Annotated in this window: 20 protein-coding genes and 1 pseudogene; 17 read left to right on the top strand and 4 right to left on the bottom strand. The window is 53.8% G+C overall.

The annotated features are described in order from the left end of the window. Positions 1–4 precede the first annotated feature (4 nt). The 3 genes from rbsA to kup all read right to left on the bottom strand — a co-directional run bounded on the left by rbsA (position 5) and on the right by kup (position 4002). On the bottom strand, positions 5–1510 hold the full coding sequence (rbsA, locus tag OOJ60_RS21375; RefSeq protein WP_205613152.1) for a ribose ABC transporter ATP-binding protein RbsA: 1506 nt from the start codon (positions 1508–1510) through the stop codon (positions 5–7). Positions 1511–1517: 7 nt separating this feature from the next. Then, entirely contained in the window at positions 1518–1937 is a 420-nt protein-coding gene (rbsD, locus tag OOJ60_RS21370; RefSeq protein ID WP_042287361.1) for a D-ribose pyranase, read from the bottom strand. A 196-nt stretch (positions 1938–2133) separates the two neighbouring features. Then, positions 2134–4002 (bottom strand): low affinity potassium transporter Kup, encoded by a 1869-nt coding sequence (gene kup / locus OOJ60_RS21365; RefSeq protein WP_042287358.1) that lies wholly within the window; start codon positions 4000–4002, stop codon positions 2134–2136. 221 nt (positions 4003–4223) lie between these two features. On the opposite strand from kup, the gene ravA reads away from it, so the two are divergent. Both ravA and viaA read left to right on the top strand, forming a co-directional pair. Continuing rightward, positions 4224–5720: an ATPase RavA gene (ravA, locus tag OOJ60_RS21360; protein ID WP_199957841.1), complete on the top strand. Its 1497-nt coding sequence runs from the start codon at positions 4224–4226 to the stop codon at positions 5718–5720. After that, positions 5714–7165: an ATPase RavA stimulator ViaA gene (viaA, locus tag OOJ60_RS21355; RefSeq protein WP_205613151.1), complete on the top strand. Its 1452-nt coding sequence runs from the start codon at positions 5714–5716 to the stop codon at positions 7163–7165. Before ravA ends, viaA begins: the two co-directional genes overlap by 7 nt. 4 nt (positions 7166–7169) lie before the next feature. On the opposite strand, the gene asnA is transcribed toward viaA, so the two are convergent. Next, on the bottom strand, positions 7170–8162 hold the full coding sequence (gene asnA, locus OOJ60_RS21350; protein ID WP_205613150.1) for an aspartate--ammonia ligase: 993 nt from the start codon (positions 8160–8162) through the stop codon (positions 7170–7172). Positions 8163–8313: 151 nt separating this feature from the next. Here asnA and asnC point away from each other — a divergent pair, with 151 nt between their 5' ends. From asnC to glmS, 15 genes and pseudogenes are all read left to right on the top strand, one after another. After that, positions 8314–8772, top strand: coding sequence for a transcriptional regulator AsnC (gene asnC / locus OOJ60_RS21345; RefSeq protein ID WP_000433016.1), 459 nt, complete (start codon positions 8314–8316; stop codon positions 8770–8772). A gap of 90 nt (positions 8773–8862) precedes the next feature. Then, complete coding sequence (gene mioC / locus OOJ60_RS21340; protein ID WP_042287345.1) at positions 8863–9306, top strand: FMN-binding protein MioC; 444 nt, start codon at positions 8863–8865, stop codon at positions 9304–9306. A gap of 378 nt (positions 9307–9684) precedes the next feature. Further along, positions 9685–11574, top strand: coding sequence for a tRNA uridine-5-carboxymethylaminomethyl(34) synthesis enzyme MnmG (gene mnmG / locus OOJ60_RS21335; protein WP_205613149.1), 1890 nt, complete (start codon positions 9685–9687; stop codon positions 11572–11574). A gap of 106 nt (positions 11575–11680) precedes the next feature. After that, a complete protein-coding gene (gene rsmG / locus OOJ60_RS21330) occupies positions 11681–12304 on the top strand; it encodes a 16S rRNA (guanine(527)-N(7))-methyltransferase RsmG (RefSeq protein ID WP_042287339.1) in 624 nt (207 codons plus the stop codon). Positions 12305–12920: 616 nt separating this feature from the next. Next, positions 12921–13302: pseudogene (gene atpI, locus OOJ60_RS21325) on the top strand (F0F1 ATP synthase subunit I). An 8-nt stretch (positions 13303–13310) separates the two neighbouring features. After that, positions 13311–14126, top strand: coding sequence for a F0F1 ATP synthase subunit A (gene atpB / locus OOJ60_RS21320; protein WP_042287334.1), 816 nt, complete (start codon positions 13311–13313; stop codon positions 14124–14126). Positions 14127–14172: 46 nt separating this feature from the next. Continuing rightward, positions 14173–14412, top strand: a complete 240-nt coding sequence (gene atpE, locus OOJ60_RS21315; RefSeq protein WP_000429386.1) for a F0F1 ATP synthase subunit C — start codon at positions 14173–14175, stop codon at positions 14410–14412. Between the two features lie 59 nt (positions 14413–14471). Continuing rightward, complete coding sequence (gene atpF / locus OOJ60_RS21310) at positions 14472–14942, top strand: F0F1 ATP synthase subunit B (RefSeq protein WP_003023796.1); 471 nt, start codon at positions 14472–14474, stop codon at positions 14940–14942. A 14-nt stretch (positions 14943–14956) separates the two neighbouring features. Then, positions 14957–15490 (top strand): F0F1 ATP synthase subunit delta, encoded by a 534-nt coding sequence (atpH, locus tag OOJ60_RS21305; RefSeq protein WP_060569954.1) that lies wholly within the window; start codon positions 14957–14959, stop codon positions 15488–15490. Between the two features lie 12 nt (positions 15491–15502). Then, positions 15503–17044, top strand: coding sequence for a F0F1 ATP synthase subunit alpha (gene atpA / locus OOJ60_RS21300; RefSeq protein ID WP_042287327.1), 1542 nt, complete (start codon positions 15503–15505; stop codon positions 17042–17044). A 50-nt stretch (positions 17045–17094) separates the two neighbouring features. Beyond that, on the top strand, positions 17095–17958 hold the full coding sequence (gene atpG / locus OOJ60_RS21295) for a F0F1 ATP synthase subunit gamma (protein WP_042287324.1): 864 nt from the start codon (positions 17095–17097) through the stop codon (positions 17956–17958). A 26-nt stretch (positions 17959–17984) separates the two neighbouring features. Continuing rightward, on the top strand, positions 17985–19367 hold the full coding sequence (atpD, locus tag OOJ60_RS21290) for a F0F1 ATP synthase subunit beta (RefSeq protein ID WP_042287321.1): 1383 nt from the start codon (positions 17985–17987) through the stop codon (positions 19365–19367). 20 nt (positions 19368–19387) lie between these two features. Then, the gene (locus tag OOJ60_RS21285) at positions 19388–19807 is read left to right on the top strand and encodes a F0F1 ATP synthase subunit epsilon (protein ID WP_001251971.1); all 420 of its coding nucleotides are present in this window, start codon (positions 19388–19390) and stop codon (positions 19805–19807) included. Between the two features lie 311 nt (positions 19808–20118). Then, the gene (gene glmU, locus OOJ60_RS21280) at positions 20119–21489 is read left to right on the top strand and encodes a bifunctional UDP-N-acetylglucosamine diphosphorylase/glucosamine-1-phosphate N-acetyltransferase GlmU (RefSeq protein WP_205613148.1); all 1371 of its coding nucleotides are present in this window, start codon (positions 20119–20121) and stop codon (positions 21487–21489) included. A gap of 318 nt (positions 21490–21807) precedes the next feature. Continuing rightward, entirely contained in the window at positions 21808–23637 is a 1830-nt protein-coding gene (glmS, locus tag OOJ60_RS21275; protein ID WP_042287315.1) for a glutamine--fructose-6-phosphate transaminase (isomerizing), read from the top strand. The last annotated feature ends 107 nt before the right edge of the window (positions 23638–23744 follow it).

Genomic DNA, 23744 nt, shown 5'->3' with positions numbered 1-23744 from the left:
TTTTTTACTCCTGATTCACGCGATTAAGCTTGCCCACAGCGGCAGCCATCAGAACTTCCTGGGTGGCCTGCTCGCGAGTGAATTCACCGCCGAGATGCCCTTCATGCATGACGATAATGCGATCGCTCATGCCTAATACTTCTGGCATCTCAGAGGAGACCAGAATGATGCTCAGGCCATCGGCCTTAAACTGGTTGATCAGCTGATAAATTTCTTTTTTGGCGCCCACGTCGACGCCGCGGGTTGGTTCATCGAGGATCAGCACTTTCGGGCGGGTCATCAGCCCGCGGGCAATCGCCACTTTCTGCTGATTCCCGCCGGACAACAGGCCAATCGCCTGCTCCATCGACGGGGTTTTGACGTTAAAGAGACGGATAAAATCGCTCACCGCCTGTTGCTCATCTTTATGCTTCAGGCTGCCGCCGGCACGGCTGAAATAGCGCAGCGCGGTCAGCGACATGTTCTCTTTCACTGACATCCCCAACACTAAGCCGTCGCGTTTGCGGTCTTCGGAGATATAGACAATGCCATTCGCCAGTCCGTCCTGTGGCGCGCGGGTGATCACCTCGTGCCCGTCGAGCGTCACGTTACCGCTGGTGCGCGGCAGTGCCCCGTACAGCACTTTCATCAACTCGGTACGGCCTGCCCCCATCAACCCGGACACGCCGAGGATCTCTCCTTTGCGTAAGGTAAACGAGACATTGTTCACGCCGGGGCCGCACAGGTTATCGACTTTCAGACGCACGTCGCCCGGCGCTTTATCCAGCCGCGGATACTGATCTTCCAGCTTGCGCCCCACCATCATTTCGATCAGTGAATCTTCGGTCAGCGAGGCCACTTCCCGTTCGGCAATAAACTGCCCGTCACGGAAAACGGTGACGTCGTCGCAGATCTCGAAAATCTCTTTCATGCGGTGGGAGATATAGACAATGCCGCGCCCCTGCGATTTCAGCTCGCGGATAACGCGGAAAAGAGATTCGGTTTCGGTATCGGTCAAAGCGTCGGTCGGTTCATCCATGATGATGACTCTGGACTCAAAGCTCAGCACTTTGGCGATCTCGACCATCTGCTGATCGCCAATCGACAGCTCCCCTACCAGCCGATCGCTCTTAAAGCGCAGGTTGAGCTTCGCTAACAGTTGATCCGCTTCGGCATACATTTTTTTCCAGTCGATTTTGCCAAAACGGTTAACAAATTCGCGACCAAGAAAGATGTTCTCCGCAATGGTGAGCTGCGGGATCAGGTTCAGTTCCTGGTGGATGATGCCGATCCCGGCTTCTTGCGAAGATTTCGGTCCGTTAAAAGTGGTCTCTTTCCCCAGCCATACCAATGACCCCGCATCGCGGGTATAGATACCGGTCAGCACTTTCATCATGGTGGATTTGCCCGCACCGTTCTCGCCCACCAGCGCCATCACGCGGCCCGGGTAGACGTTGAGTGCGGCGCCGGAAAGCGCCTTCACGCCCGGGAACGACTTATCGATCCCTTTGAGTTGCAGTAATGCGTCCATGGTGGCCTCAGAAAGTGACGCCGGCACAGAGAATGATATTCGCATACGGGGAACACTCCCCGCTGCGAATTACCGCCTGACTGTCTGCGGTTTGTTGTTTAAAGTGTTCATGCGTGGTGTAACGAATTTCAATAGTGTTTCCCTGGTGTTGCTGCAGCTGCTCAAGAGAATTGAGCAACGCTTCGTGGAGTTGCGGATTATGTTGTTTTATTTCCGTCGCGAGAATGGCCGACTCAACCTGCATCTCACGGGTGACAACCTCCAGTACCTGCATGAACGAAGGTACGCCCTGGGTTAATGCCATATCGATACGCGTTGTACTGTTTGGGATGGGTAAACCTGCGTCACACACTACCAGCGTATCGGTATGTCCCAGACGGGAAATCACCGATGAAATCTCAGAGTTAAGTACTGCGCCTTTCTTCATTTTTCTTGCTCCACTAGCGAAACGTTTCGCTGACATCAGTTTTATCTTAACGGTGTTCAGAAAACCATCATGACGTAACAGATTTGTGATCGGCGTCGAAACGTTTCGCTACGTGAAACAGAACGTCATATGGGCGGGAAGATAAAGCGGGGAGTATGCCGGGTAAGCGAAGCGCCACCCGGCATTTCAAGCAAACTTAAATCTCGACCTGGGTGCCTAACTCAATGACGCGGTTAGGCGGGATCTCAAACTGGTCAGGCGCGCGCAGGGCGTTACGTTGCAAAATAAGATACAGCTTGCCCCGCAGGCGCAAGTACCAGGGGCGCTTGCCGATAATTAACGACTCGTGCGACATAAAGAACGACGTCTCCATCATCCGGCAGCTCAGCCCTTCCAGACCGCAACGGTGGAACACTTCCTCTACATTTGGCGTTTCGCGCCAGCCGTAGCTGGCCACCACGCGCCAGAAGGTCGGCGACAGCTGCTCAATCTGTACGCGGCGGACGTTATGCACATACGGCGCATCTTCGGTTCGCAACGTCAGCAGGATCACCCGTTCGTGCAGCACCTTGTTATGCTTCAGGTTATGCATTAACGCAAAGGGGATCACATTCAGCGCACGGGACATATACACCGCCGTCCCCGGCACACGCACCGGCGGCGATTTTTCCAGCGAAGCGATCATCGCTTCCAGCGAGTTTCCGTGCTCATGCATACGGCGCAGCAGACGGAAGCGTTCGCTTTTCCAGGTGGTCATGATAGTGAACATCACCAGCCCCAGAGAAAGCGGCAGCCAGCCGCCGGAAAGAAGTTTATCGAGGTTGGCGGAAAACAACGGAATATCGATGCACAGGAACGCCACCAGAATCAGCGCCACAAAGTACTTATTCCAGTGCCAGTTTTTACGCGCCACGGTGGTGGACAGAATAGATGTCAGTACCATCGTACCGGTAACGGCAATACCGTATGCCGCCGCCAGGTTGCTGGAATGCTCGAAGCTGACAATAACGATCACCACCGCGATATAGAGCATCCAGTTCACAAACGGAATGTAGATCTGCCCGGACTCCATTTCGGATGTGTGAATAATGCGCATCGGTGATAGATATCCCAGACGAACCGCCTGGCGAGTGAGCGAGAAAACGCCGGAAATGACCGCCTGCGAGGCGATAACGGTCGCCAGCGCGGCAAGGATCAGCAGCGGGATCAGCGCCCAGTCAGGCGCCAGCAGGAAGAACGGGTTTTTGATCGCTTCCGGTTGCTTCAACAACAACGCCCCCTGACCAAAGTAGTTCAGTACCAGCGAAGGCAGCACCACCGAAAACCACGCCAGGCGAATCGGAAACTTACCAAAGTGCCCCATATCGGCATACAGCGCTTCCACACCGGTGATCGACAGCACTACCGCGCCCAGCGCAATAAAGGAGACGGTTTTATATTCAAGGAAGAAATGTACCGCCCACATCGGGTTTAATGCGTGCAGGACTTCCGGATTACCGATAATACTGCGCACGCCCAGCACCGCCAGAACCAGGAACCAGGTCAGCATAATCGGCGCGAACAATTTGCCTACCATCCCGGTACCGTGCTTCTGAATCATAAACAGCAGCGTCAGGACGACAATCGACAGCGGCACAATCCAGGTATCCAACTGCGGCGCGACAATTTCCAGACCTTCAATGGCCGACATCACCGAGATGGCTGGAGTGATCACGACCTCGCCATAGAAAAAGCTGCCGCCGATCAGCCCCATGATCACCAACAGGGAGGTCGTTCGCGCAGAGGTATTCCGCCCGGCGAGCGACATCAGCGTCAGGATCCCCCCTTCACCGGCGTTATCCGCGCGCATGACGAAGGTCAGATACTTAATGGAAACAACAAAGATCAGCAGCCAGAAAATTAGCGACAGAAAGCCAAACACGGCATCGCGTTCAACGCCAAAACCAAACTGACCGGACAAACATTCACGAAGTGTATAAAGTGGGCTGGTACCAATATCACCGTAGACAACCCCAATGGCCGCGAGCGTAATCGCAGACAATGATTGCTTTTTATCAGTGCTCATAGACTAGTCTTTCGTTATAAAAGAAATGTGTACCTGGTCCCTTGGCCCACAAAAAAGCGCACAGTATGCACGATTAATCGCAAAATCGTACCCCTAAATGAGTCCAGATTAACCTGGCTCAAAAAAAATAAATCCACCTCCCGGACCCGTTCAGCCCACGGAGCGAAACGTCTATACTCGCTGTTAACGCAGTACTTTTTACAGAAGGACGCCACTCTATTATGGCTCACCCACATCTCTTAGCAGAAAGAATTTCACGTCTGAGCAGTGCGCTGGAAAAAGGATTGTTTGAGCGCAGCCACGCCATTCGACTTTGTCTGCTGGCGGCCCTGAGCGGCGAGAGCGTTTTCCTGCTCGGCCCGCCAGGAATAGCTAAAAGCCTGATCGCGCGCCGGCTGAAATTCGCGTTCCAGAATGCGCGCGCGTTCGAATATCTGATGACCCGTTTTTCCACGCCGGAAGAGGTTTTTGGACCTCTTTCCATTCAGGCGCTAAAAGATGAAGGCCGCTACGAACGCTTAACCGCCGGGTATCTGCCCGAAGCTGAAATCGTTTTTCTTGATGAGATCTGGAAAGCGGGTCCGGCCATTCTGAACACGCTGTTAACCGCCATCAATGAACGCCATTTTCGTAACGGCGCGCATGAAGAAAAAATTCCGATGCGCCTGCTGGTGGCGGCGTCCAACGAACTGCCGGAGGCGGACAGCAGTCTGGAAGCATTGTATGACCGTATGCTGATCCGCCTGTGGCTGGATAAAGTCCAGGACAAAACCAACTTCCGCGCCATGCTGACCAGCCTGCAGGACGAAAATGAAAACCCCGTCGCCGCGTCGCTCCAGATTAGCGATGATGAGTATCATCAGTGGCAAAAGGAGATTGGCGCGGTTTTGCTGCCCGATCATGTATTTGAGCTGGTTTTTACCCTGCGCCAGCAGCTGGAAAATGTCCCCAACGCGCCCTATGTTTCTGACCGACGCTGGAAGAAAGCCATACGCCTGTTGCAGGCCAGCGCCTTCTTCAGCGGACGCGACGCGGTGGCGCCAATCGATCTTATTCTGCTGAAAGATTGTCTGTGGTACGACGCCCAGAGCCTGAATTTGATGCAACAACAGCTCGAAATATTGATGACCGGGCACGCCTGGCAGCAGCAGGCAATGCTGACACGCCTTTCCGGTATCGTCCAGCGGCGCATTCAGCTTCAACAGCAACAAAGCGATAAAACCGCATTTACCGTCATTCGCCAGGGCGGCATGTTCAGCCGCCGTCCACATTACGACTTGCCGCCTGACATCACCGCCTCATCCCTGACCCTACTGCTACAACAGCCGCTGAAGCTGCACGATATGGAAGTGATCCACATCGCTTTTGAACGTAGCGCGCTGGAGCAGTGGCTGGCGAAAGGTGGAGAGATCCGCGGTAAACTCAACGGGATTGGATTTGCCCAGACGCTGAACATGGAGGTGGATAGCGCTCAGCATCTGGTCGTGCGCGATGTCAGCTTACAGGGCACACGTCTGGCGCTCCCCGGCTCCTCTGAAGAAGCCATGCCCGGCGAAATCAAACAACAGCTGGAAGAACTGGCTAACGACTGGCATCTGCAACATACCCGCTTTAGCGAGCAGCAAAAATGCCTGTTCATTCATAGCGACTGGCTGGGACGCATTGAAGCCAGCCTGCAGGACGTTGGTGAGCAGATCCGTCAGGCGCAACAATGCTGACGCTGGATACGCTGAATGTGATGTTAGCCGTCAGCGAAGAGGGGATGATCGAAGAGATGATCCTCGCGCTACTGGCCTCGCCGCAGTTGGCTGTGTTCTTTGAAAAATTTCCTCGCCTGAAAACAGCGATAACGAACGATCTCCCGCGCTGGCGTGAAGCGTTACGTAGTCGGCTAAAAGATACGAGGGTGCCGCCAGCGCTCACGGAGGAGGTGATGTGCTACCAGCAGAGCCAGCTTCTCTCCAGCGCTCAGTTCGTCGTGCAGCTTCCACGCATTCTCGCGCTGCTGCACCGATTACATTCTCCCTGGGCCGCGCAGGCGCAGCAGCTGGTGGACAACAATGCGGTGTTTACCCCTGCCCTGCATACGCTTTTTCTCCAGCGCTGGCGCTTAAGCCTGGTCGTGCAAGCCACCACGTTAAACCAGCAGTTGCTGGAAGAAGAACGCGAGCAGTTACTCAGTGAGGTTCAGGAAAGAATGACCCTCAGCGGCCAGTTGGATCCTGTGCTGGCGGAAAACGATACCGCGGCAGGTCGCCTGTGGGACATGAGCGCCGGACAGCTCAGGCGCGGCGATTATCAATTGATCGTCAAATACGGCGACTTCCTGGCCGATCAGCCAGAGCTTCAGCGGCTGGCGGAACAGTTAGGGCGCTCCAGAGAGGCGAAATCCGTCCCGCGTAAGGACGCGCCAATGGAGACTTTCCGCACGCTGGTGCGCGAACCCGCGACGGTGCCTGAGCAGGTTGATGGCATTCAACAGAGTGATGACATTCTGCGTCTGCTGCCACCGGAACTGGCGACGCTCGGCATTACAGAGCTGGAATATGAGTTTTATCGGCGGCTCCTGGAAAAGCAACTGCTCACTTACCGTCTGCAGGGCGAGGCCTGGCGCGAAAAAGTCACCGAGCGGCCGGTGGTTCACCAGGCTGTCGACGAGCAGCCGCGCGGACCGTTTATCGTCTGTGTGGACACGTCTGGTTCCATGGGCGGCTTCAACGAACAGTGCGCAAAGGCGTTTTGCCTGGCGTTGATGCGCATCGCCCTCGCCGATAACCGTCGCTGCGTTATTATGTTGTTTTCCACTGAAGTGGTGCGTTATGAGCTTTCCGGGCCGGAAGGTATCGAACAGGCGATTCGCTTTTTAAGCCAGCGCTTTCGCGGCGGTACGGATATCGCCAGCTGTTTTCGCGCCATCATTGAACGGATGGATGGACGGGAGTGGTCTGATGCCGACGCGGTGGTGATTTCGGACTTTATTGCCCAGCGCCTGCCGGATGACGTGATAAGTCAGGTAGGGGAACTCCAGCGCGTTCATCAACATCGGTTTCATGCGGTAGCGATGTCCGCGCATGGCAAACCCGGCATCATGCGTATTTTCGATCATATCTGGCGCTTTGACACCGGGATGCGAAGCCGCCTGCTGAGACGCTGGCGGCGCTAGAGAATTACAGCAGAGACGAGACGCTTTCACGCACCTGCGCTGGCCACACGCCGCACTGAACCTGACCAATGTGCGGCAGTTGCAGTAACAACATAGTCAGACGGGACTGGCCGATACCACCGCCGATAGTTTGCGGCATTTCACCGCGCAACAGCGCCTGGTGCCACTCCAGGCTCAGACGATCTTCATCGCCGGTCAGTTTAAGTTGGCGTTTCAGCGCGTCGGCATCAACGCGGATCCCCATTGAAGACAGCTCAAAAGCGTCTTCAAGAACCGGGTTCCACACCAGAATATCGCCGTTCAGACCGGCATAGCCCAGATCGGAATCGGAACTCCAGTCGTCGTAATCCGGGGCGCGAACGTCGTGACGATGACCGTCGCTCAGTTTCCCGCCAATGCCGACCAGAAATACAGCGCCCAGTTCTTTGGCGATCGCCCGCTCGCGGCCTTTGGCATCGAGATCCGGGTAACGCGCCAGCAATTCCTGGCTATGAACAAACTGGATCTGATCCGGCAGGAACGGTGCCAGACCAAACTCTTTGCTTACGGCGGCTTCGGTCGCCTTAATCCCTGCCCAGATCGCCTCTACCGTGCTTTTCAAGGTGGAGAATTGACGCTCGCCGTCACCCATGACGCGCTCCCAGTCCCACTGATCGACATAGACCGAGTGAAGCGGGGAAAGTCGGTCTTCATCCGGGCGCAGCGCTTTCATGTGCGTATACAGCCCTTCGCCCGCGCTGAAGTCGTGTTGTCCCAGTGTCTGACGTTTCCACTTGGCCAGTGAATGCACCACTTCGAACTGGGCTTCAGGCAACGCCTTCACTTTAACCTGTACCGCTTTTTCACAGCCTGACAAGTTATCCTGCGTGCCATCACCAACCCGGCTGAGAATCGGCGCCTGGACTTCAATCAGACCCAGACGCTCTTCCAACTGGCGAGAGAAGTGCGATTTCACGAAGCTAATTTGACGTTGTTTGGCGATATAAGCGGTTTTCATTGTATTTACTCCTGCGTCCTGTTGCCTCTGATTAAGCAACAGAATGCGGTCATTATTCAATAATCAACAAACAAAAAGCCGTTGCCGATTTTAATTCGATAAAAATCGGGTCTAAAATAGAGTGAATCATTAATCAACATAAGAAAAACCTATGGAAAATTATCAGATCGACAATCTGGACCGCGGCATCCTCGACGCTTTAATGGAAAACGCCCGCACCGCCTACGCGGAACTGGCAAAACAGTTTGGCGTAAGTCCCGGGACCATTCACGTACGTGTAGAAAAGATGAAGCAGGCAGGGATCATCACCGGCGCACGCATCGATGTCAGTCCTAAGCAGTTGGGTTATGACGTTGGCTGTTTCATCGGCATTATCCTTAAAAGCGCGAAAGACTATCCCTCTGCGCTGGCCAGGCTGGAAAGTCTTGATGAGGTCACTGAAGCGTATTACACCACCGGGCACTACAGCATCTTTATAAAGGTCATGTGCAAATCGATCGACGCGCTCCAGCATGTACTTATCAACAAGATCCAAACAATTGATGAAATTCAGTCCACCGAAACGCTGATCGTCTTGCAGAACCCGATTATGCGCACCATCAAGCCATGAACGGCTTTTTTAATCCCACATTTTTCCACAGGTAGATCCCAGCTCGCTCACAGCGTACAATACCCGCCTCTTTAGATGAGCGAGCGATCCATGGCAGATATTACCCTTATCAGCGGCAGCACCCTTGGCGGTGCGGAATACGTAGCAGAACACCTGGCAGAAAAGCTGGAAGACGCCGGTTTTTCAACCGAAACCCTGCACGGCCCGCTGTTAGAGGATCTCTCGCTCTCCGGGATCTGGCTGATAATCAGTTCCACACATGGCGCAGGGGACATTCCTGACAACCTGGTGCCTTTCTATGACGATCTTCAGGCGCAGACCCCCGATCTCTCACAGGTTCGTTTTGGCGCAGTGGGCATCGGTAGCCGCGAATATGACACTTTCTGTGGCGCAATCGAAAAGATAGAAACAGAAATGAAGGGCGCAGGAGCAAAGCAGCTTGGCGAAACGCTGAAGATCAACATTCTCGATCACGACATACCGGAAGATCCAGCGGAAGCCTGGCTGGGATCGTGGATTAATTTACTCAAATAAGTGTAAAGATCGAGCGATCGAGTGTGGATAACCCTGTCAGGAAGCTTGGATCAACCGGTAGTTATCCAAAGAATAACCGTTGTTCAGTTTTTGAGTTGTGCATAACCCTTCATTCTGATCCCAGCTTATACGGACCAGGATCACCGATCATTCACAGCTAATGATCCTTACCAGGCCATTGATCTTACTGGCGGGATCCGGCTTATCCACAGCCTGGCGCGATCCTAATAAGAGATCACAATAGAACAGATCTCTAAATAAAAAGATCTTCTTTTTAATACCCAGGATCCCGGGACTTTCTCCATCGGCTAAAGTTGAGTAGAATCCACCGCCCGGGCTTCAATCCATTTTCATACCGCGTTATGCGAGGCAATTACCATGTTTTATCCGGATCCTTTTGACGTCATTATCATTGGCGGGGGTCATGCAGGCACTGAGGCCGCGATGGCCGCAGCGCGTATGGGTCAACAAACCCTGCTTTTGACACACAATATCGACACGCTGGGGCAGATGAGCTGCAACCCGGCGATTGGCGGTATTGGAAAGGGACACCTGGTAAAAGAAGTGGATGCGCTCGGGGGGTTGATGGCAAAAGCGATCGACCAGGCGGGTATTCAGTTTAGGATACTAAACGCCAGCAAAGGGCCCGCGGTTCGCGCCACGCGCGCCCAGGCGGATCGCGTTCTGTATCGCCAGGCGGTGCGAACGGCGCTGGAGAACCAACCGAACCTGATGATCTTCCAGCAAGCGGTTGAAGATCTGATTGTCGAAAACGATCGTGTGGTTGGCGCAGTAACCCAAATGGGGCTTAAATTCCGTGCGAAAGCGGTCGTTCTCACCGTCGGAACGTTCCTTGACGGCAAAATACATATTGGTCTGGATAACTACAGCGGTGGCCGTGCGGGCGATCCGCCGTCTATCCCCCTTTCCCGCCGCCTGCGGGAACTGCCGCTGCGCGTGAGCCGTCTCAAAACCGGCACACCGCCACGTATTGATGCGCGCACCATTGATTTCAGCGTGCTGGCGCAGCAGCATGGTGACAACCCGATGCCAGTCTTCTCGTTTATGGGCAATGCGGCGCAACATCCGCAGCAGGTGCCGTGCTACATCACCCACACCAACGAGAAAACCCATGATGTGATCCGTAATAACCTCGATCGTAGCCCAATGTACGCTGGCGTGATCGAAGGGATCGGCCCGCGTTACTGCCCGTCGATCGAAGACAAGGTTATGCGCTTCGCCGATCGTAACCAGCATCAGATCTTCCTCGAACCTGAAGGACTGACCTCCAACGAGATTTACCCGAACGGCATCTCCACCAGCCTGCCGTTTGATGTGCAGATGCAAATTGTTCGCTCAATGCAGGGCATGGAAAATGCCAAAATCGTTCGTCCAGGTTACGCCATTGAATATGACTTCTTCGATCCGCGTGACCTGAAGCCGACGCTGGAAAGTAAATTCATCCAGGGGCTGTTTTTTGCGGGCCAAATCAACGGTACCACCGGCTACGAAGAAGCGGCTGCGCAAGGTTTGCTTGCCGGTCTTAACGCGGCTCGTCTGTCTGCTGACAAAGAGGGCTGGGCGCCTGCGCGTTCTCAGGCCTACCTCGGCGTGCTGGTGGACGATCTGTGTACGCTGGGTACCAAAGAGCCGTACCGCATGTTTACTTCTCGTGCGGAATACCGCCTGATGCTGCGTGAAGACAACGCCGACCTGCGCCTGACCGAAATGGGCCGTGAGCTGGGGCTGGTGGATGATGAACGCTGGTCGCGTTTTAACGAGAAGCTGGAAAATATTGAGCGTGAACGCCAGCGCCTGAAATCCACCTGGGTAACGCCGACAGCGGAAACCGCGGACGAAGTCAACGCTCACCTGACCGCGCCGCTCTCCCGTGAAGCCAGTGGTGAAGACCTGCTGCGCCGCCCGGAAATGACCTACCAACAGCTTACCGCGCTGACGCCGTTTGCGCCTGCGCTTGACGATGTTCAGGCCGCTGAGCAGGTTGAAATTCAGGTGAAATATGAAGGGTATATCGCCCGTCAGCAGGATGAGATCGAAAAACAACTGCGCAACGAGAACACGCTGCTGCCTGCGACGCTGGATTACCGTCAGGTCTCCGGGCTGTCGAACGAAGTGATCGCCAAGCTTAACGATCACAAACCGGTCTCTATCGGTCAGGCTTCGCGCATTTCTGGCGTGACGCCGGCGGCGATCTCCATCCTGTTGGTATGGCTGAAAAAACAGGGAATGCTGCGCCGCAGCGCATAACGTTTTGAAAAACGCCCGGTGGTGCTACGCTTACCGGGCCTACAAACCCGTAGGGCGGGTTAGCCAGGTGCCACCCGCCACGTAAGCATCTCAACAGGTAATCACCGTGCTCAATAAACTCTCTCGCCTGCTGGCTGACGCTGGCATTTCGCTTACCGATCACCAGAAAAATCAGCTGATTGCGTATGTCGACATGCTGCATAAATGGAACAAAGCCTACAACCTGACCTCTGTGCGCGATCCTAACGAGATGCTGGTCCGTCATATTCTCGACAGCATTGTGGTTGCGCCGCATTTGCAGGGCGAGCGTTTTATCGATGTGGGGACAGGCCCTGGGCTGCCGGGTATTCCGTTGTCCATAGTCCGTCCTGAATCACATTTCACCCTGCTCGACAGCCTGGGGAAGCGGGTTCGTTTCCTGCGCCAGGTACAGCATGAGCTTGCGCTCAAAAATATCACCCCGGTCCAGAGCCGCGTTGAAGATTTCCCCGCTGAACCGCCGTTTGACGGGGTGATCAGTCGCGCGTTCGCCTCACTCAATGACATGGTTAGCTGGTGTCGCCATTTGCCTGGCGAGAATGGCCGTTTCTATGCGTTGAAGGGGCTCCTGCCAGAGGATGAAATCGCCGCGTTGCCTGCGCCGTTCCAGGTTGATTCCATTGTCAAACTGGCGGTGCCGCAGCTGGAAGGCGAGCGTCATCTGGTGGTGATTAAGCCAAATAAAATTTAATTTTTATCAAAAAAATTAAAGAAAAATGGCCCTGTTGCGTGTTAACAGACGGCGCCATTCGGGGCGCGAAAACGGAGTATGCTTAACGCCATCTTCACTGACTGTTAGCACTTGGGTAACGTGGCTTTTTTTGGTAAAGACAAAATTAGTCAACATGGAAAATATCAGCCTGCTAAAAATCGAGGCTACCAATTAAAATGGCATGTTAAGTTTTTATTAAAAATGTCAATGGTAGGTTTTCGAGGTGTAAGCTGCCGTTTTTAAAACAGTGAGTAAATTTAGGCTTAAATATCAGAAAGTTGAAATGGCATCATTTGCCAAGTAAATATATGGCGTCGGGGCGAATATGCTCAATATGTGATCTGAAGCACGCTTTATCGCCAGTGTTTACGCGGCATTTGCAGTTTTGCTTGAACGTTCACAGTTTGGCAAAAAGTAATAAATGTGGCCTGTCGAAAAATATTTAAACATTTATTCACCTTTTAGCTACTTATTGTTTGAAATCACGAGGGCGCACCGTATAATTTGTCCGCTTTTTGATGCTTGACTCTAAGCCTTAAAGAACGTTTTATACGACACGCGGCATACCTCGTAGGGAGCAGGAGTTAAAAACGTGATGTCTGTGTCGCTCTTGAGTCGAAACGTTGCTCGTAAGCTTCTGTTCATTCAGTTTCTGGCGGTAGTGGCAAGTGGATTGCTGTTCAGCCTCAAAGACCCCTTCTGGGGCACTTCCGCATTTTGCGGAGGTATGGCAGTCTTTCTGCCTAACGTGTTGTTTATGATATTTGCCTGGCGTCACCAGGCGCATACACCTGCTAAGGGCCGAGTGGCCTGGACGTTCGCCTTCGGTGAAGCCTTCAAGGTGTTAGCGATGTTGATATTGCTGGTGGTGGCGCTGGCGGTTTTGAAGGCGGTTTTTTTGCCGCTGATCGTTACGTGGGTTTTGGTGCTGGTGGTTCAGATACTGGCGCCGGCTGTAAATTAACAACAAAGGGTAAAAGGCATCATGGCTTCAGAAAATATGACGCCGCAGGATTACATAGGACACCACCTGAACAACCTTCAGCTGGACCTGCGTACATTCTCGCTGGTGGATCCGCATAACCCCCCAGCCACCTTCTGGACGCTCAATATTGACTCCATGTTTTTCTCGGTGGTGCTGGGTCTGTTGTTCCTGCTTATGTTCCGTAGCGTGGCCAAGAAGGCAACCAGCGGCGTACCAGGCAAGTTTCAGACCGCGATTGAGCTGGTGATCGGCTTTGTGCATGGTAGCGTGAAAGACATGTACCATGGCAAAAGCAAGCTGATTGCGCCGCTGGCCCTGACGATCTTCGTCTGGGTATTCCTGATGAACCTGATGGACTTACTGCCTATCGACCTGCTGCCGTACATCGCGGAGCACTGGCTCGGTCTGCCGGCACTGCGTGTGGTCCCGTCTGCTGACGTGAACATCACCCTGTCTATGGCGCTCGGCGTATTTATCCTCATTCTGTTCTACAGCATCAAAATGAAAGGCATCGGCGGCTTCACGAAAGAGTTGACGCTGCAGCCGTTCAATCACTGGGCGTTCATCCCTGTCAACTTAATCCTTGAAGGGGTAAGTCTGCTGTCCAAACCGGTTTCTCTCGGTCTGCGACTGTTCGGCAACATGTATGCCGGTGAGCTGATTTTCATTCTGATTGCTGGTCTGTTGCCGTGGTGGTCACAGTGGATCCTGAATGTGCCGTGGGCCATTTTCCACATCCTGATTATTACGCTGCAAGCCTTCATCTTCATGGTTCTGACGATCGTCTATCTGTCGATGGCGTCTGAAGAGCATTAATTTACCAACACTACTACGTTTTAACTGAAACAAACTGGAGACTGTCATGGAAAACCTGAATATGGATCTGCTGTACATGGCTGCCGCTGTGATGATGGGTCTGGCGGCAATCGGTGCTGCGATCGGTATCGGCATCCTCGGGGGTAAATTCCTGGAAGGCGCAGCGCGTCAACCTGATCTGATTCCTCTGCTGCGTACTCAGTTCTTTATCGTTATGGGTCTGGTGGATGCTATCCCGATGATCGCTGTAGGTCTGGGTCTGTACGTGATGTTCGCTGTCGCGTAGTAAGCGTTGCTTGAATTAAGAGCAATATCAGAACGTTAACTAGATAGAGGCATTGTGCTGTGAATCTTAACGCAACAATCCTCGGCCAGGCCATCGCGTTTGTCCTGTTCGTTCTGTTCTGCATGAAGTACGTATGGCCGCCGTTAATGGCTGCCATCGAGAAGCGTCAAAAAGAAATTGCTGACGGCCTTGCTTCTGCAGAACGAGCACATAAGGATCTTGACCTTGCAAAGGCCAGCGCGACCGACCAGCTGAAAAAAGCGAAGGCGGAAGCTCAGGTAATCATCGAGCAGGCGAACAAACGCCGCGCTCAGATCCTGGACGAAGCCAAAACGGAAGCAGAGCAGGAACGTACTAAAATCGTGGCCCAGGCGCAGGCGGAAATTGAAGCCGAGCGTAAACGTGCCCGTGAAGAGCTGCGTAAGCAAGTTGCTATCCTGGCTGTTGCTGGCGCCGAGAAGATCATCGAACGTTCCGTGGATGAAGCTGCTAACAGCGACATCGTGGATAAACTTGTCGCTGAACTGTAAGGAGGGAGGGGCTGATGTCTGAATTTGTTACGGTAGCTCGCCCCTACGCCAAAGCAGCTTTTGACTTTGCCGTCGAACACCAAAGTGTAGAGCGCTGGCAGGACATGCTGGCGTTTGCCGCCGAGGTAACGAAAAACGAACAAATGGCTGAGCTTCTCTCTGGCGCGCTGGCGCCGGAAACGCTCGCTGAGTCGTTTATCGCAGTATGCGGTGAGCAACTGGACGAAAACGGTCAGAACCTGATTCGGGTCATGGCTGAGAATAACCGTCTGAACGCGCTCCCGGATGTTCTTGAGCAGTTCATTCACCTGCGCGCCGCGAGTGAGTCTATCTCTGAGGTAGAAGTCACGTCCGCGACCGCACTGAGTGAAGAACAGCTTGCGAAGATTAGCGCTGCGATGGAAAAACGTCTGTCACGCAAAGTTAAGCTGAATTGCAAAATCGATAAGTCTGTAATGGCAGGCGTAATCATCCGCTCGGGTGATATGGTCATAGATGGCAGCGTACGCGGCCGTCTTGAGCGCCTTGCAGACGTCTTGCAGTCTTAAGGGGACTGGAGCATGCAACTGAATTCCACCGAAATCAGCGAACTGATCAAGCAGCGCATTGCTCAGTTCAATGTTGTGAGTGAAGCTCACAACGAAGGTACTATTGTTTCTGTAAGTGACGGTGTTATCCGTATTCACGGCCTGGCCGATTGTATGCAGGGTGAAATGATCTCCCTGCCGGGTAACCGTTACGCTATCGCATTGAACCTGGAGCGCGACTCCGTGGGTGCGGTGGTGATGGGTCCGTACGCTGACCTCGCCGAAGGCATGAAGGTGAAATGTACGGGTCGTATCCTGGAAGTTCCGGTAGGCCGTGGCCTGCTGGGCCGTGTGGTTAACACCCTGGGTGCGCCAATCGACGGTAAAGGTCCGGTTGAGCACGACGGCTTCTCTGCAGTTGAAGCTATCGCGCCGGGCGTTATCGAACGTCAGTCCGTCGATCAGCCGGTACAGACCGGTTATAAATCCGTTGACGCCATGATCCCAATCGGTCGTGGTCAGCGTGAATTGATCATCGGTGACCGTCAGACCGGTAAAACCGCGCTGGCAATCGACGCCATCATCAACCAGCGTGATTCCGGCATCAAGTGTGTTTACGTCGCTATCGGCCAGAAAGCCTCCACCATCTCTAACGTGGTGCGCAAACTGGAAGAACACGGCGCGCTGTCCAACACCATCGTGGTGGTCGCGACCGCGTCTGAATCTGCCGCACTGCAATACCTGGCGCCGTATGCCGGTTGCGCAATGGGCGAATACTTCCGTGACCGCGGCGAAGATGCGCTGATCATCTATGATGACCTGTCCAAACAGGCTGTTGCTTATCGTCAGATCTCCCTGCTGCTCCGTCGTCCGCCTGGACGTGAAGCATTCCCGGGCGACGTATTCTACCTCCACTCCCGTCTGCTGGAACGTGCTGCGCGTGTTAACGCCGAATACGTTGAAGCCTTCACCAAAGGTGAAGTGAAAGGGAAAACCGGTTCTCTGACCGCGCTGCCGATTATCGAAACGCAGGCAGGTGACGTTTCCGCGTTCGTTCCGACCAACGTAATCTCCATTACCGATGGTCAGATCTTCCTGGAAACCAACCTGTTTAACGCCGGTATTCGTCCTGCGGTTAACCCCGGTATCTCCGTATCCCGTGTAGGTGGCGCAGCGCAGACCAAGATCATGAAGAAACTGTCCGGTGGTATCCGTACCGCGCTGGCGCAGTATCGTGAACTGGCAGCATTCTCCCAGTTCGCCTCTGACCTTGACGATGCAACCCGTAAACAGCTTGACCACGGTCAGAAAGTGACCGAACTGCTGAAACAGAAACAGTATGCGCCGATGTCCGTTGCGCAGCAGTCTCTGGTTCTGTTCGCGGCAGAACGTGGTTATCTGGCGGATGTAGAACTGGCGAAAATCGGTAGCTTCGAAGCCGCTCTGCTGGCTTACGTCGACCGTGATCACGCTCCGTTGATGCAAGAGATCAACCAGTCCGGTGGCTATAACGACGAAATCGAAGGCAAGCTGAAAGGCATCCTCGATTCCTTCAAAGCAACCCAATCCTGGTAACGTCTGGCGGCCTGCCTTAAGGCGGGCCGCAAGGCATTGAGGAGAAGCTCATGGCCGGCGCAAAAGAGATACGTAGTAAGATCGCAAGCGTCCAGAACACGCAAAAGATCACTAAAGCGATGGAAATGGTCGCCGCTTCCAAAATGCGTAAATCGCAGGATCGCATGGCGGCCAGCCGTCCTTATGCAGATACCATGCGCAAAGTGATTGGTCACCTTGCGAACGGTAATCTGGAATATAAGCACCCCTATCTGGAAGAACGCGACGTTAAGCGCGTGGGCTACCTGGTGGTGTCGACAGACCGTGGTCTGTGCGGCGGCTTGAACATTAACCTGTTCAAAAAACTGCTGGCGGATATGAAAGCATGGTCCGATAAAGGCGTTCAGTGCGACCTCGCAATGATCGGCTCAAAAGGCGTGTCTTTCTTTAACTCCGTTGGCGGCAACGTTGTCGCCCAGGTAACGGGCATGGGGGATAACCCTTCCCTGTCCGAACTGATCGGCCCGGTTAAAGTGATGTTGCAGGCCTACGACGAAGGCCGTCTGGACAAGCTGTACATTGTCAGCAACAAATTTATTAACACCATGTCTCAGGTTCCAACCATCACTCAGATGCTGCCGTTACCGGCTTCAGAAGATGATGAACTGAAACGTAAAGCCTGGGATTACCTGTACGAACCAGACCCGAAAGCGCTGCTGGATACCCTCCTGCGTCGTTATGTGGAATCTCAGGTTTATCAGGGCGTGGTAGAAAACCTGGCCAGCGAGCAGGCCGCCCGTATGGTGGCGATGAAAGCCGCGACCGACAATGGCGGCAGCCTGATTAAAGAGCTGCAGTTGGTATACAACAAAGCTCGTCAGGCCAGCATTACTCAGGAACTCACCGAGATCGTCTCGGGGGCCGCCGCGGTTTAACCAGGTTATTTCGTAGAGGATTCAAGATGGCTACTGGAAAAATTGTCCAGGTAATCGGCGCCGTAGTTGACGTCGAGTTCCCTCAGGATGCCGTACCGCGCGTGTACGACGCCCTTGAGGTACAGAATGGTAATGAGCGTCTGGTGCTGGAAGTTCAGCAGCAGCTCGGTGGCGGTATTGTACGTACCATCGCCATGGGTTCTTCCGACGGTCTGCGTCGTGGTCTGGAAGTAAAAGACCTTGAGCACCCGATCGAAGTCCCTGTAGGTAAAGCAACGCTGGGTCGTATCATGAACGTACTGGGCGAACCAGTAGACATGAAAGGCGACATCGGTGAAGAAGAGCGTTGGGCTATCCACCGTGCCGCGCCGTCCTATGAAGAGTTGTCTAACTCTCAGGAACTGCTGGAAACCGGCATCAAAGTTATCGACCTGATGTGTCCGTTCGCGAAGGGCGGTAAAGTCGGTCTGTTCGGTGGTGCGGGCGTAGGTAAAACCGTAAACATGATGGAGCTGATCCGTAACATCGCGATCGAGCACTCCGGTTACTCTGTGTTTGCGGGCGTGGGTGAACGTACTCGTGAGGGTAACGACTTCTACCACGAAATGACCGACTCCAACGTTATCGACAAAGTATCCCTGGTGTACGGCCAGATGAACGAGCCGCCGGGAAACCGTCTGCGCGTCGCACTGACCGGTCTGACCATGGCTGAGAAGTTCCGTGACGAAGGTCGTGACGTTCTGCTGTTCGTCGATAACATCTATCGTTACACCCTGGCCGGTACGGAAGTATCTGCACTGCTGGGTCGTATGCCTTCAGCGGTAGGTTATCAGCCGACTCTGGCGGAAGAGATGGGTGTTCTGCAGGAACGTATCACCTCAACCAAAACCGGTTCTATCACCTCCGTTCAGGCGGTATACGTACCGGCGGATGACTTGACTGACCCGTCACCAGCCACCACCTTTGCGCACTTAGATGCAACCGTGGTACTGAGCCGTCAGATCGCGTCTCTGGGTATCTACCCGGCCGTTGACCCGCTGGACTCCACCAGCCGTCAGTTGGACCCGCTGGTGGTTGGTCAGGAGCACTACGACACCGCGCGCGGCGTCCAGTCTATCCTGCAACGTTACCAGGAACTGAAAGACATCATCGCCATCCTGGGTATGGATGAACTGTCTGAAGAAGATAAACTGGTGGTAGCTCGCGCACGTAAGATCCAGCGCTTCCTGTCCCAGCCGTTCTTCGTGGCGGAAGTATTCACCGGTTCTCCGGGTAAATACGTTTCTCTGAAAGACACCATCCGTGGCTTTAAAGGCATCATGGAAGGCGAATACGATCACCTGCCGGAGCAGGCGTTCTACATGGTCGGTTCCATCGACGAAGCCGTGGAAAAAGCCAAAAAACTTTAACGCCTTAATCGGAGGGTGATATGGCAATGACTTACCACCTGGACGTCGTCAGCGCAGAGCAACAAATGTTCTCTGGTCTGGTCGAGAAAATCCAGGTAACGGGTAGTGAAGGTGAACTGGGTATTTACCCGGGTCACGCCCCGCTGCTCACCGCCATTAAGCCTGGTATGATTCGCATCGTTAAACAGCACGGTCATGAAGAGTTTATCTATCTGTCCGGCGGCATTCTTGAAGTGCAACCGGGTAGCGTGACCGTTCTGGCTGATACCGCGATTCGCGGCCAGGATCTCGACGAAGCGCGAGCTCTGGAAGCGAAGCGTAAGGCTGAGGAGCACATTAAGAGCTCTCATGGTGACGTGGATTACGCTCAGGCGTCTGCGGAACTGGCCAAAGCGATCGCTAAACTGCGCGTTATCGAGTTGACCAAAAAAGCGATGTAACACCGGCTTGAAAGCATAAAAACCAGTCTCTTTGCAGGCTGGTTTTTTTTTGCCTGGGAAACAGGCGTCAGGCGCGATCTTTCTTTATGTCTCAAAAAAATAACAAAAACATCGTGCTAACGCTTTAATCAAGGTTCGACGCGACTTTTCGCAAGACAAAAACCGCGTCAATGGTCGAAAATGTCGCTCTCGCCGTCGGAGAAAGTCCGATAATGAGCGTTTTATCTTCTTCCCATTTCACGCTGAAAAAAATGTAGTATTTTCAAAGTGAAACGGTATAAATTCGTTCTCAAATTACAGTCAGGACGCGTATGTTGAACAAAGCTATGAGCGTAGTGATCCTTGCCGCAGGCAAAGGCACACGTATGTATTCCGATCTTCCTAAAGTGCTGCATACCCTTGCCGGTAAAGCGATGGTCCAGCATGTCATTGATGCGGCGAATGAATTAGGCGCTTCTCAGGTTCACCTTGTCTATGGACACGGTGGCGATCTGCTTAAAAAGACGCTGAAAAATGACAATCTTAACTGGGTACTCCAGGCTGAACAGCTGGGAACCGGCCATGCGATGCAACAGGCCGCGCCCTTCTTTAGTGATGACGAAGACATTTTAATGCTCTACGGCGACGTGCCGCTGATCTCCGTTGAAACGCTGACCCGACTGCGCGACGCCAAACCGCAGGGCGGCATTGGCCTGCTCACGGTTAAACTGGATGACCCAAGCGGTTACGGGCGCATTACGCGTGAGAACGGTCAGGTTACCGGCATTGTTGAACATAAAGACGCCACCGATGAACAGCGTCAGATCCAGGAAATCAATACCGGTATCCTGATTGCTAACGGCGCGGACATGAAGCGCTGGCTGGCGAAACTGAACAATAACAATGCGCAGGGTGAGTACTACATCACCGATATTATTGCGATGGCGTACCAGGAAGGGCGTGAAATCGCCGCCGTGCACCCGGCTCGCATCAGTGAAACCGACGGTGTGAACAACCGTCTGCAGCTTTCCCGACTTGAGCGTATTTACCAGTCCGAGCAGGCGGAAAAGCTGCTGCTGGCAGGCGTGATGTTACGTGACCCGGCGCGTTTCGATCTGCGCGGCGTCCTTAATCACGGGCGCGATGTTGAAATTGATACTAACGTTATCATCGAAGGGAATGTGACGTTAGGTCATCGCGTGAAGATTGGCGCGGGCTGTGTGATTAAAAACAGCGTTATTGGCGATGATTGCGAAATCAGTCCCTACAGCGTGGTGGAAGATGCGCATCTGGAAGCGGCCTGCACCATTGGCCCGTTCGCACGTCTGCGTCCAGGAGCGGAGCTGCTGGAAGGCGCGCATGTGGGCAACTTTGTTGAAATGAAAAAAGCGCGTCTGGGCAAAGGCTCTAAAGCGGGTCATTTGACCTATCTGGGCGATGCGGAAATTGGCGACAATGTGAATATCGGCGCGGGGACGATTACCTGCAACTACGATGGCGCGAACAAATTTAAAACTATCATTGGCGACGATGTCTTTGTCGGTTCTGACACGCAGCTGGTGGCGCCGGTGAGCGTAGGCAAAGGAGCGACCATCGCCGCAGGAACGACCGTGACGCGTGATATCGCGGATAACGAGCTGGTGCTGAGCCGCGTGCCGCAGGTTCATAAGCAAGGCTGGCAGCGTCCGGTGAAGAAAAAGTGATTTTGTCGGCCAGATAAGCGTTAGCGATATCCGGCAGACACGGGATGAGGCGATAAAAATATATCGCCCGCCAACATGCAGTACCCATAAAAATAACCCCACTCTCTACAAGGCTCGGGGCGCCCGGAAAGACGGGTTTTATCTTAAGGATTTCGCATTGTGGCAAAGCGGCAAGCGAATAAGTCAATGGGAGCTTATCTGAGTAAGTGACCATGGCGAAAGCGTGCGGCCAGCACAGCCACGGCGTGAAAGACGAAGGATAAATACAGGTCGAAAGACAACGAGAGGCATAATGCCTGGATTCGGAATCAAAAAAATATGTGTGGAATTGTTGGCGCAATCGCGCAGCGTGATGTAGCTGAAATCCTTCTCGAAGGTTTACGTCGTCTGGAATACCGTGGTTATGATTCTGCGGGTCTGGCGGTAGTGGATGCGGAAGGTCATATGACCCGTCTGCGTCGTCTGGGTAAAGTGCAAATGCTGGCGCAGGCTGCGGAAGAACACCCGCTGCATGGCGGTACCGGCATTGCTCACACCCGCTGGGCAACGCACGGCGAACCTTCAGAAGCAAACGCGCATCCGCATGTTTCTGAACACATTGTGGTGGTGCATAACGGCATCATTGAAAACCATGAACCGCTGCGCGAAACGCTGAAAGCGCGCGGCTACACCTTCGTTTCTGAAACCGACACCGAAGTGATTGCTCACTTAGTGCACTGGGAGCTGGAACAGGGCGGTACGCTGCGGGAAGCGGTCCTGCGGGCGATCCCGCAACTGCGCGGCGCATACGGCACAGTGATCATGGATACCCGCCAGCCGGATACGCTGCTGGCGGCACGCTCGGGTAGCCCGCTGGTGATCGGACTGGGAATGGGCGAAAACTTCATCGCCTCCGATCAGCTGGCGCTGCTGCCCGTGACTCGCCGCTTTATCTTCCTTGAAGAAGGCGATATCGCGGAAGTGACGCGTCGTAGCGTCGCTATTTTTGATAAAACCGGTGCGGATGTGCAGCGCCAGGATATCGAATCCAGTCTGCAATATGACGCGGGTGATAAAGGTATCTACCGCCACTACATGCAGAAAGAGATCTACGAACAGCCGAATGCGATCAAGAACACCCTTACCGGACGTATCAGTCACGGTGAAGTGGATCTGAGCGAGCTGGGACCGAAAGCCAACGAGCTGCTGGCGCAGGTTGAGCACATTCAGATCATCGCCTGCGGCACATCTTACAACTCCGGGATGGTTTCTCGTTACTGGTTTGAATCGCTGGCAGGCATTCCTTGCGATGTCGAAATTGCCTCAGAGTTCCGCTATCGCAAATCCGCTGTACGTCGCAACAGCCTGATGATCACCCTGTCGCAGTCGGGCGAAACGGCGGACACGCTGGCTGGCCTGCGCCTGTCGAAAGAGCTGGGCTATCTTGGCTCGCTCGCTATCTGTAACGTGCCGGGGTCATCGCTGGTACGTGAATCGGATCTGGCGATGATGACCAATGCCGGTACTGAAATTGGCGTGGCGTCGACCAAAGCGTTTACCACGCAGTTAACCGTTCTGCTGATGCTGGTGGCGAAACTGGCGCGTCTGAAGGGACTGGATGCCGCTATTGAGCATGACATCGTGCACGGCCTGCAGGCGCTGCCGAGCCGTATTGAGCAGATGTTGTCGCAGGACAAACGCATTGAAGCGCTGGCAGAAGACTTCTCTGACAAGCATCACGCGTTATTCCTGGGGCGCGGCGATCAGTATCCGATTGCGCTGGAAGGCGCGCTGAAGCTGAAAGAGATCTCTTATATCCATGCGGAAGCGTACGCGGCAGGGGAACTGAAGCACGGTCCGCTGGCGCTGATTGACGCGGACATGCCGGTTATTGTGGTGGCTCCGAACAACGAACTGCTGGAAAAACTGAAATCCAACATCGAAGAAGTCCGGGCGCGTGGCGGCCAATTGTATGTTTTCGCCGATCAGGATGCGGGCTTTGTCAGCAGCGACAACATGCACATTATCGAGATGCCGCATGTCGAAGAGGTGATCGCCCCTATCTTCTACACCGTTCCGCTGCAACTGCTGGCATATCACGTGGCGCTGATTAAAGGCACCGACGTGGACCAGCCGCGTAACCTGGCAAAATCGGTAACAGTGGAATAATTTAATATATCGTGGTAAAAAAGCCCCGCTAACTTATGGTTGCGGGGCTTTTTTTATGTTACGGGTAAATATTTTCTGAAAATTAATTGCGGGTGATTTATCTTTTT

The sequence above is a fragment of the Citrobacter sp. R4 genome, assembly GCF_026719175.1.
Lineage (GTDB): Bacteria > Pseudomonadota > Gammaproteobacteria > Enterobacterales > Enterobacteriaceae > Citrobacter_A > Citrobacter_A sedlakii.
Note: the sequence above shows the minus strand (reverse complement) of the source record. Positions and strands in the feature narration are given on the sequence as shown.

Excerpts from the sequence above, each read along its gene's own strand:
- rbsA (WP_205613152.1), bottom strand. The coding sequence starts at position 1,510 with ATGGACGCATTACTGCAACTCAAAGGGATCGATAAGTCGTTCCCGGGC.
- rbsD (WP_042287361.1), bottom strand. The coding sequence starts at position 1,937 with ATGAAGAAAGGCGCAGTACTTAACTCTGAGATTTCATCGGTGATTTCC.
- kup (WP_042287358.1), bottom strand. The coding sequence starts at position 4,002 with ATGAGCACTGATAAAAAGCAATCATTGTCTGCGATTACGCTCGCGGCC.
- ravA (WP_199957841.1), top strand. The coding sequence starts at position 4,224 with ATGGCTCACCCACATCTCTTAGCAGAAAGAATTTCACGTCTGAGCAGT.
- viaA (WP_205613151.1), top strand. The coding sequence starts at position 5,714 with ATGCTGACGCTGGATACGCTGAATGTGATGTTAGCCGTCAGCGAAGAG.
- asnA (WP_205613150.1), bottom strand. The coding sequence starts at position 8,162 with ATGAAAACCGCTTATATCGCCAAACAACGTCAAATTAGCTTCGTGAAA.
- asnC (WP_000433016.1), top strand. The coding sequence starts at position 8,314 with ATGGAAAATTATCAGATCGACAATCTGGACCGCGGCATCCTCGACGCT.
- mioC (WP_042287345.1), top strand. The coding sequence starts at position 8,863 with ATGGCAGATATTACCCTTATCAGCGGCAGCACCCTTGGCGGTGCGGAA.
- mnmG (WP_205613149.1), top strand. The coding sequence starts at position 9,685 with ATGTTTTATCCGGATCCTTTTGACGTCATTATCATTGGCGGGGGTCAT.
- atpB (WP_042287334.1), top strand. The coding sequence starts at position 13,311 with ATGGCTTCAGAAAATATGACGCCGCAGGATTACATAGGACACCACCTG.
- atpE (WP_000429386.1), top strand. The coding sequence starts at position 14,173 with ATGGAAAACCTGAATATGGATCTGCTGTACATGGCTGCCGCTGTGATG.
- atpH (WP_060569954.1), top strand. The coding sequence starts at position 14,957 with ATGTCTGAATTTGTTACGGTAGCTCGCCCCTACGCCAAAGCAGCTTTT.
- atpA (WP_042287327.1), top strand. The coding sequence starts at position 15,503 with ATGCAACTGAATTCCACCGAAATCAGCGAACTGATCAAGCAGCGCATT.
- atpG (WP_042287324.1), top strand. The coding sequence starts at position 17,095 with ATGGCCGGCGCAAAAGAGATACGTAGTAAGATCGCAAGCGTCCAGAAC.
- atpD (WP_042287321.1), top strand. The coding sequence starts at position 17,985 with ATGGCTACTGGAAAAATTGTCCAGGTAATCGGCGCCGTAGTTGACGTC.
- OOJ60_RS21285 (WP_001251971.1), top strand. The coding sequence starts at position 19,388 with ATGGCAATGACTTACCACCTGGACGTCGTCAGCGCAGAGCAACAAATG.
- glmU (WP_205613148.1), top strand. The coding sequence starts at position 20,119 with ATGTTGAACAAAGCTATGAGCGTAGTGATCCTTGCCGCAGGCAAAGGC.
- glmS (WP_042287315.1), top strand. The coding sequence starts at position 21,808 with ATGTGTGGAATTGTTGGCGCAATCGCGCAGCGTGATGTAGCTGAAATC.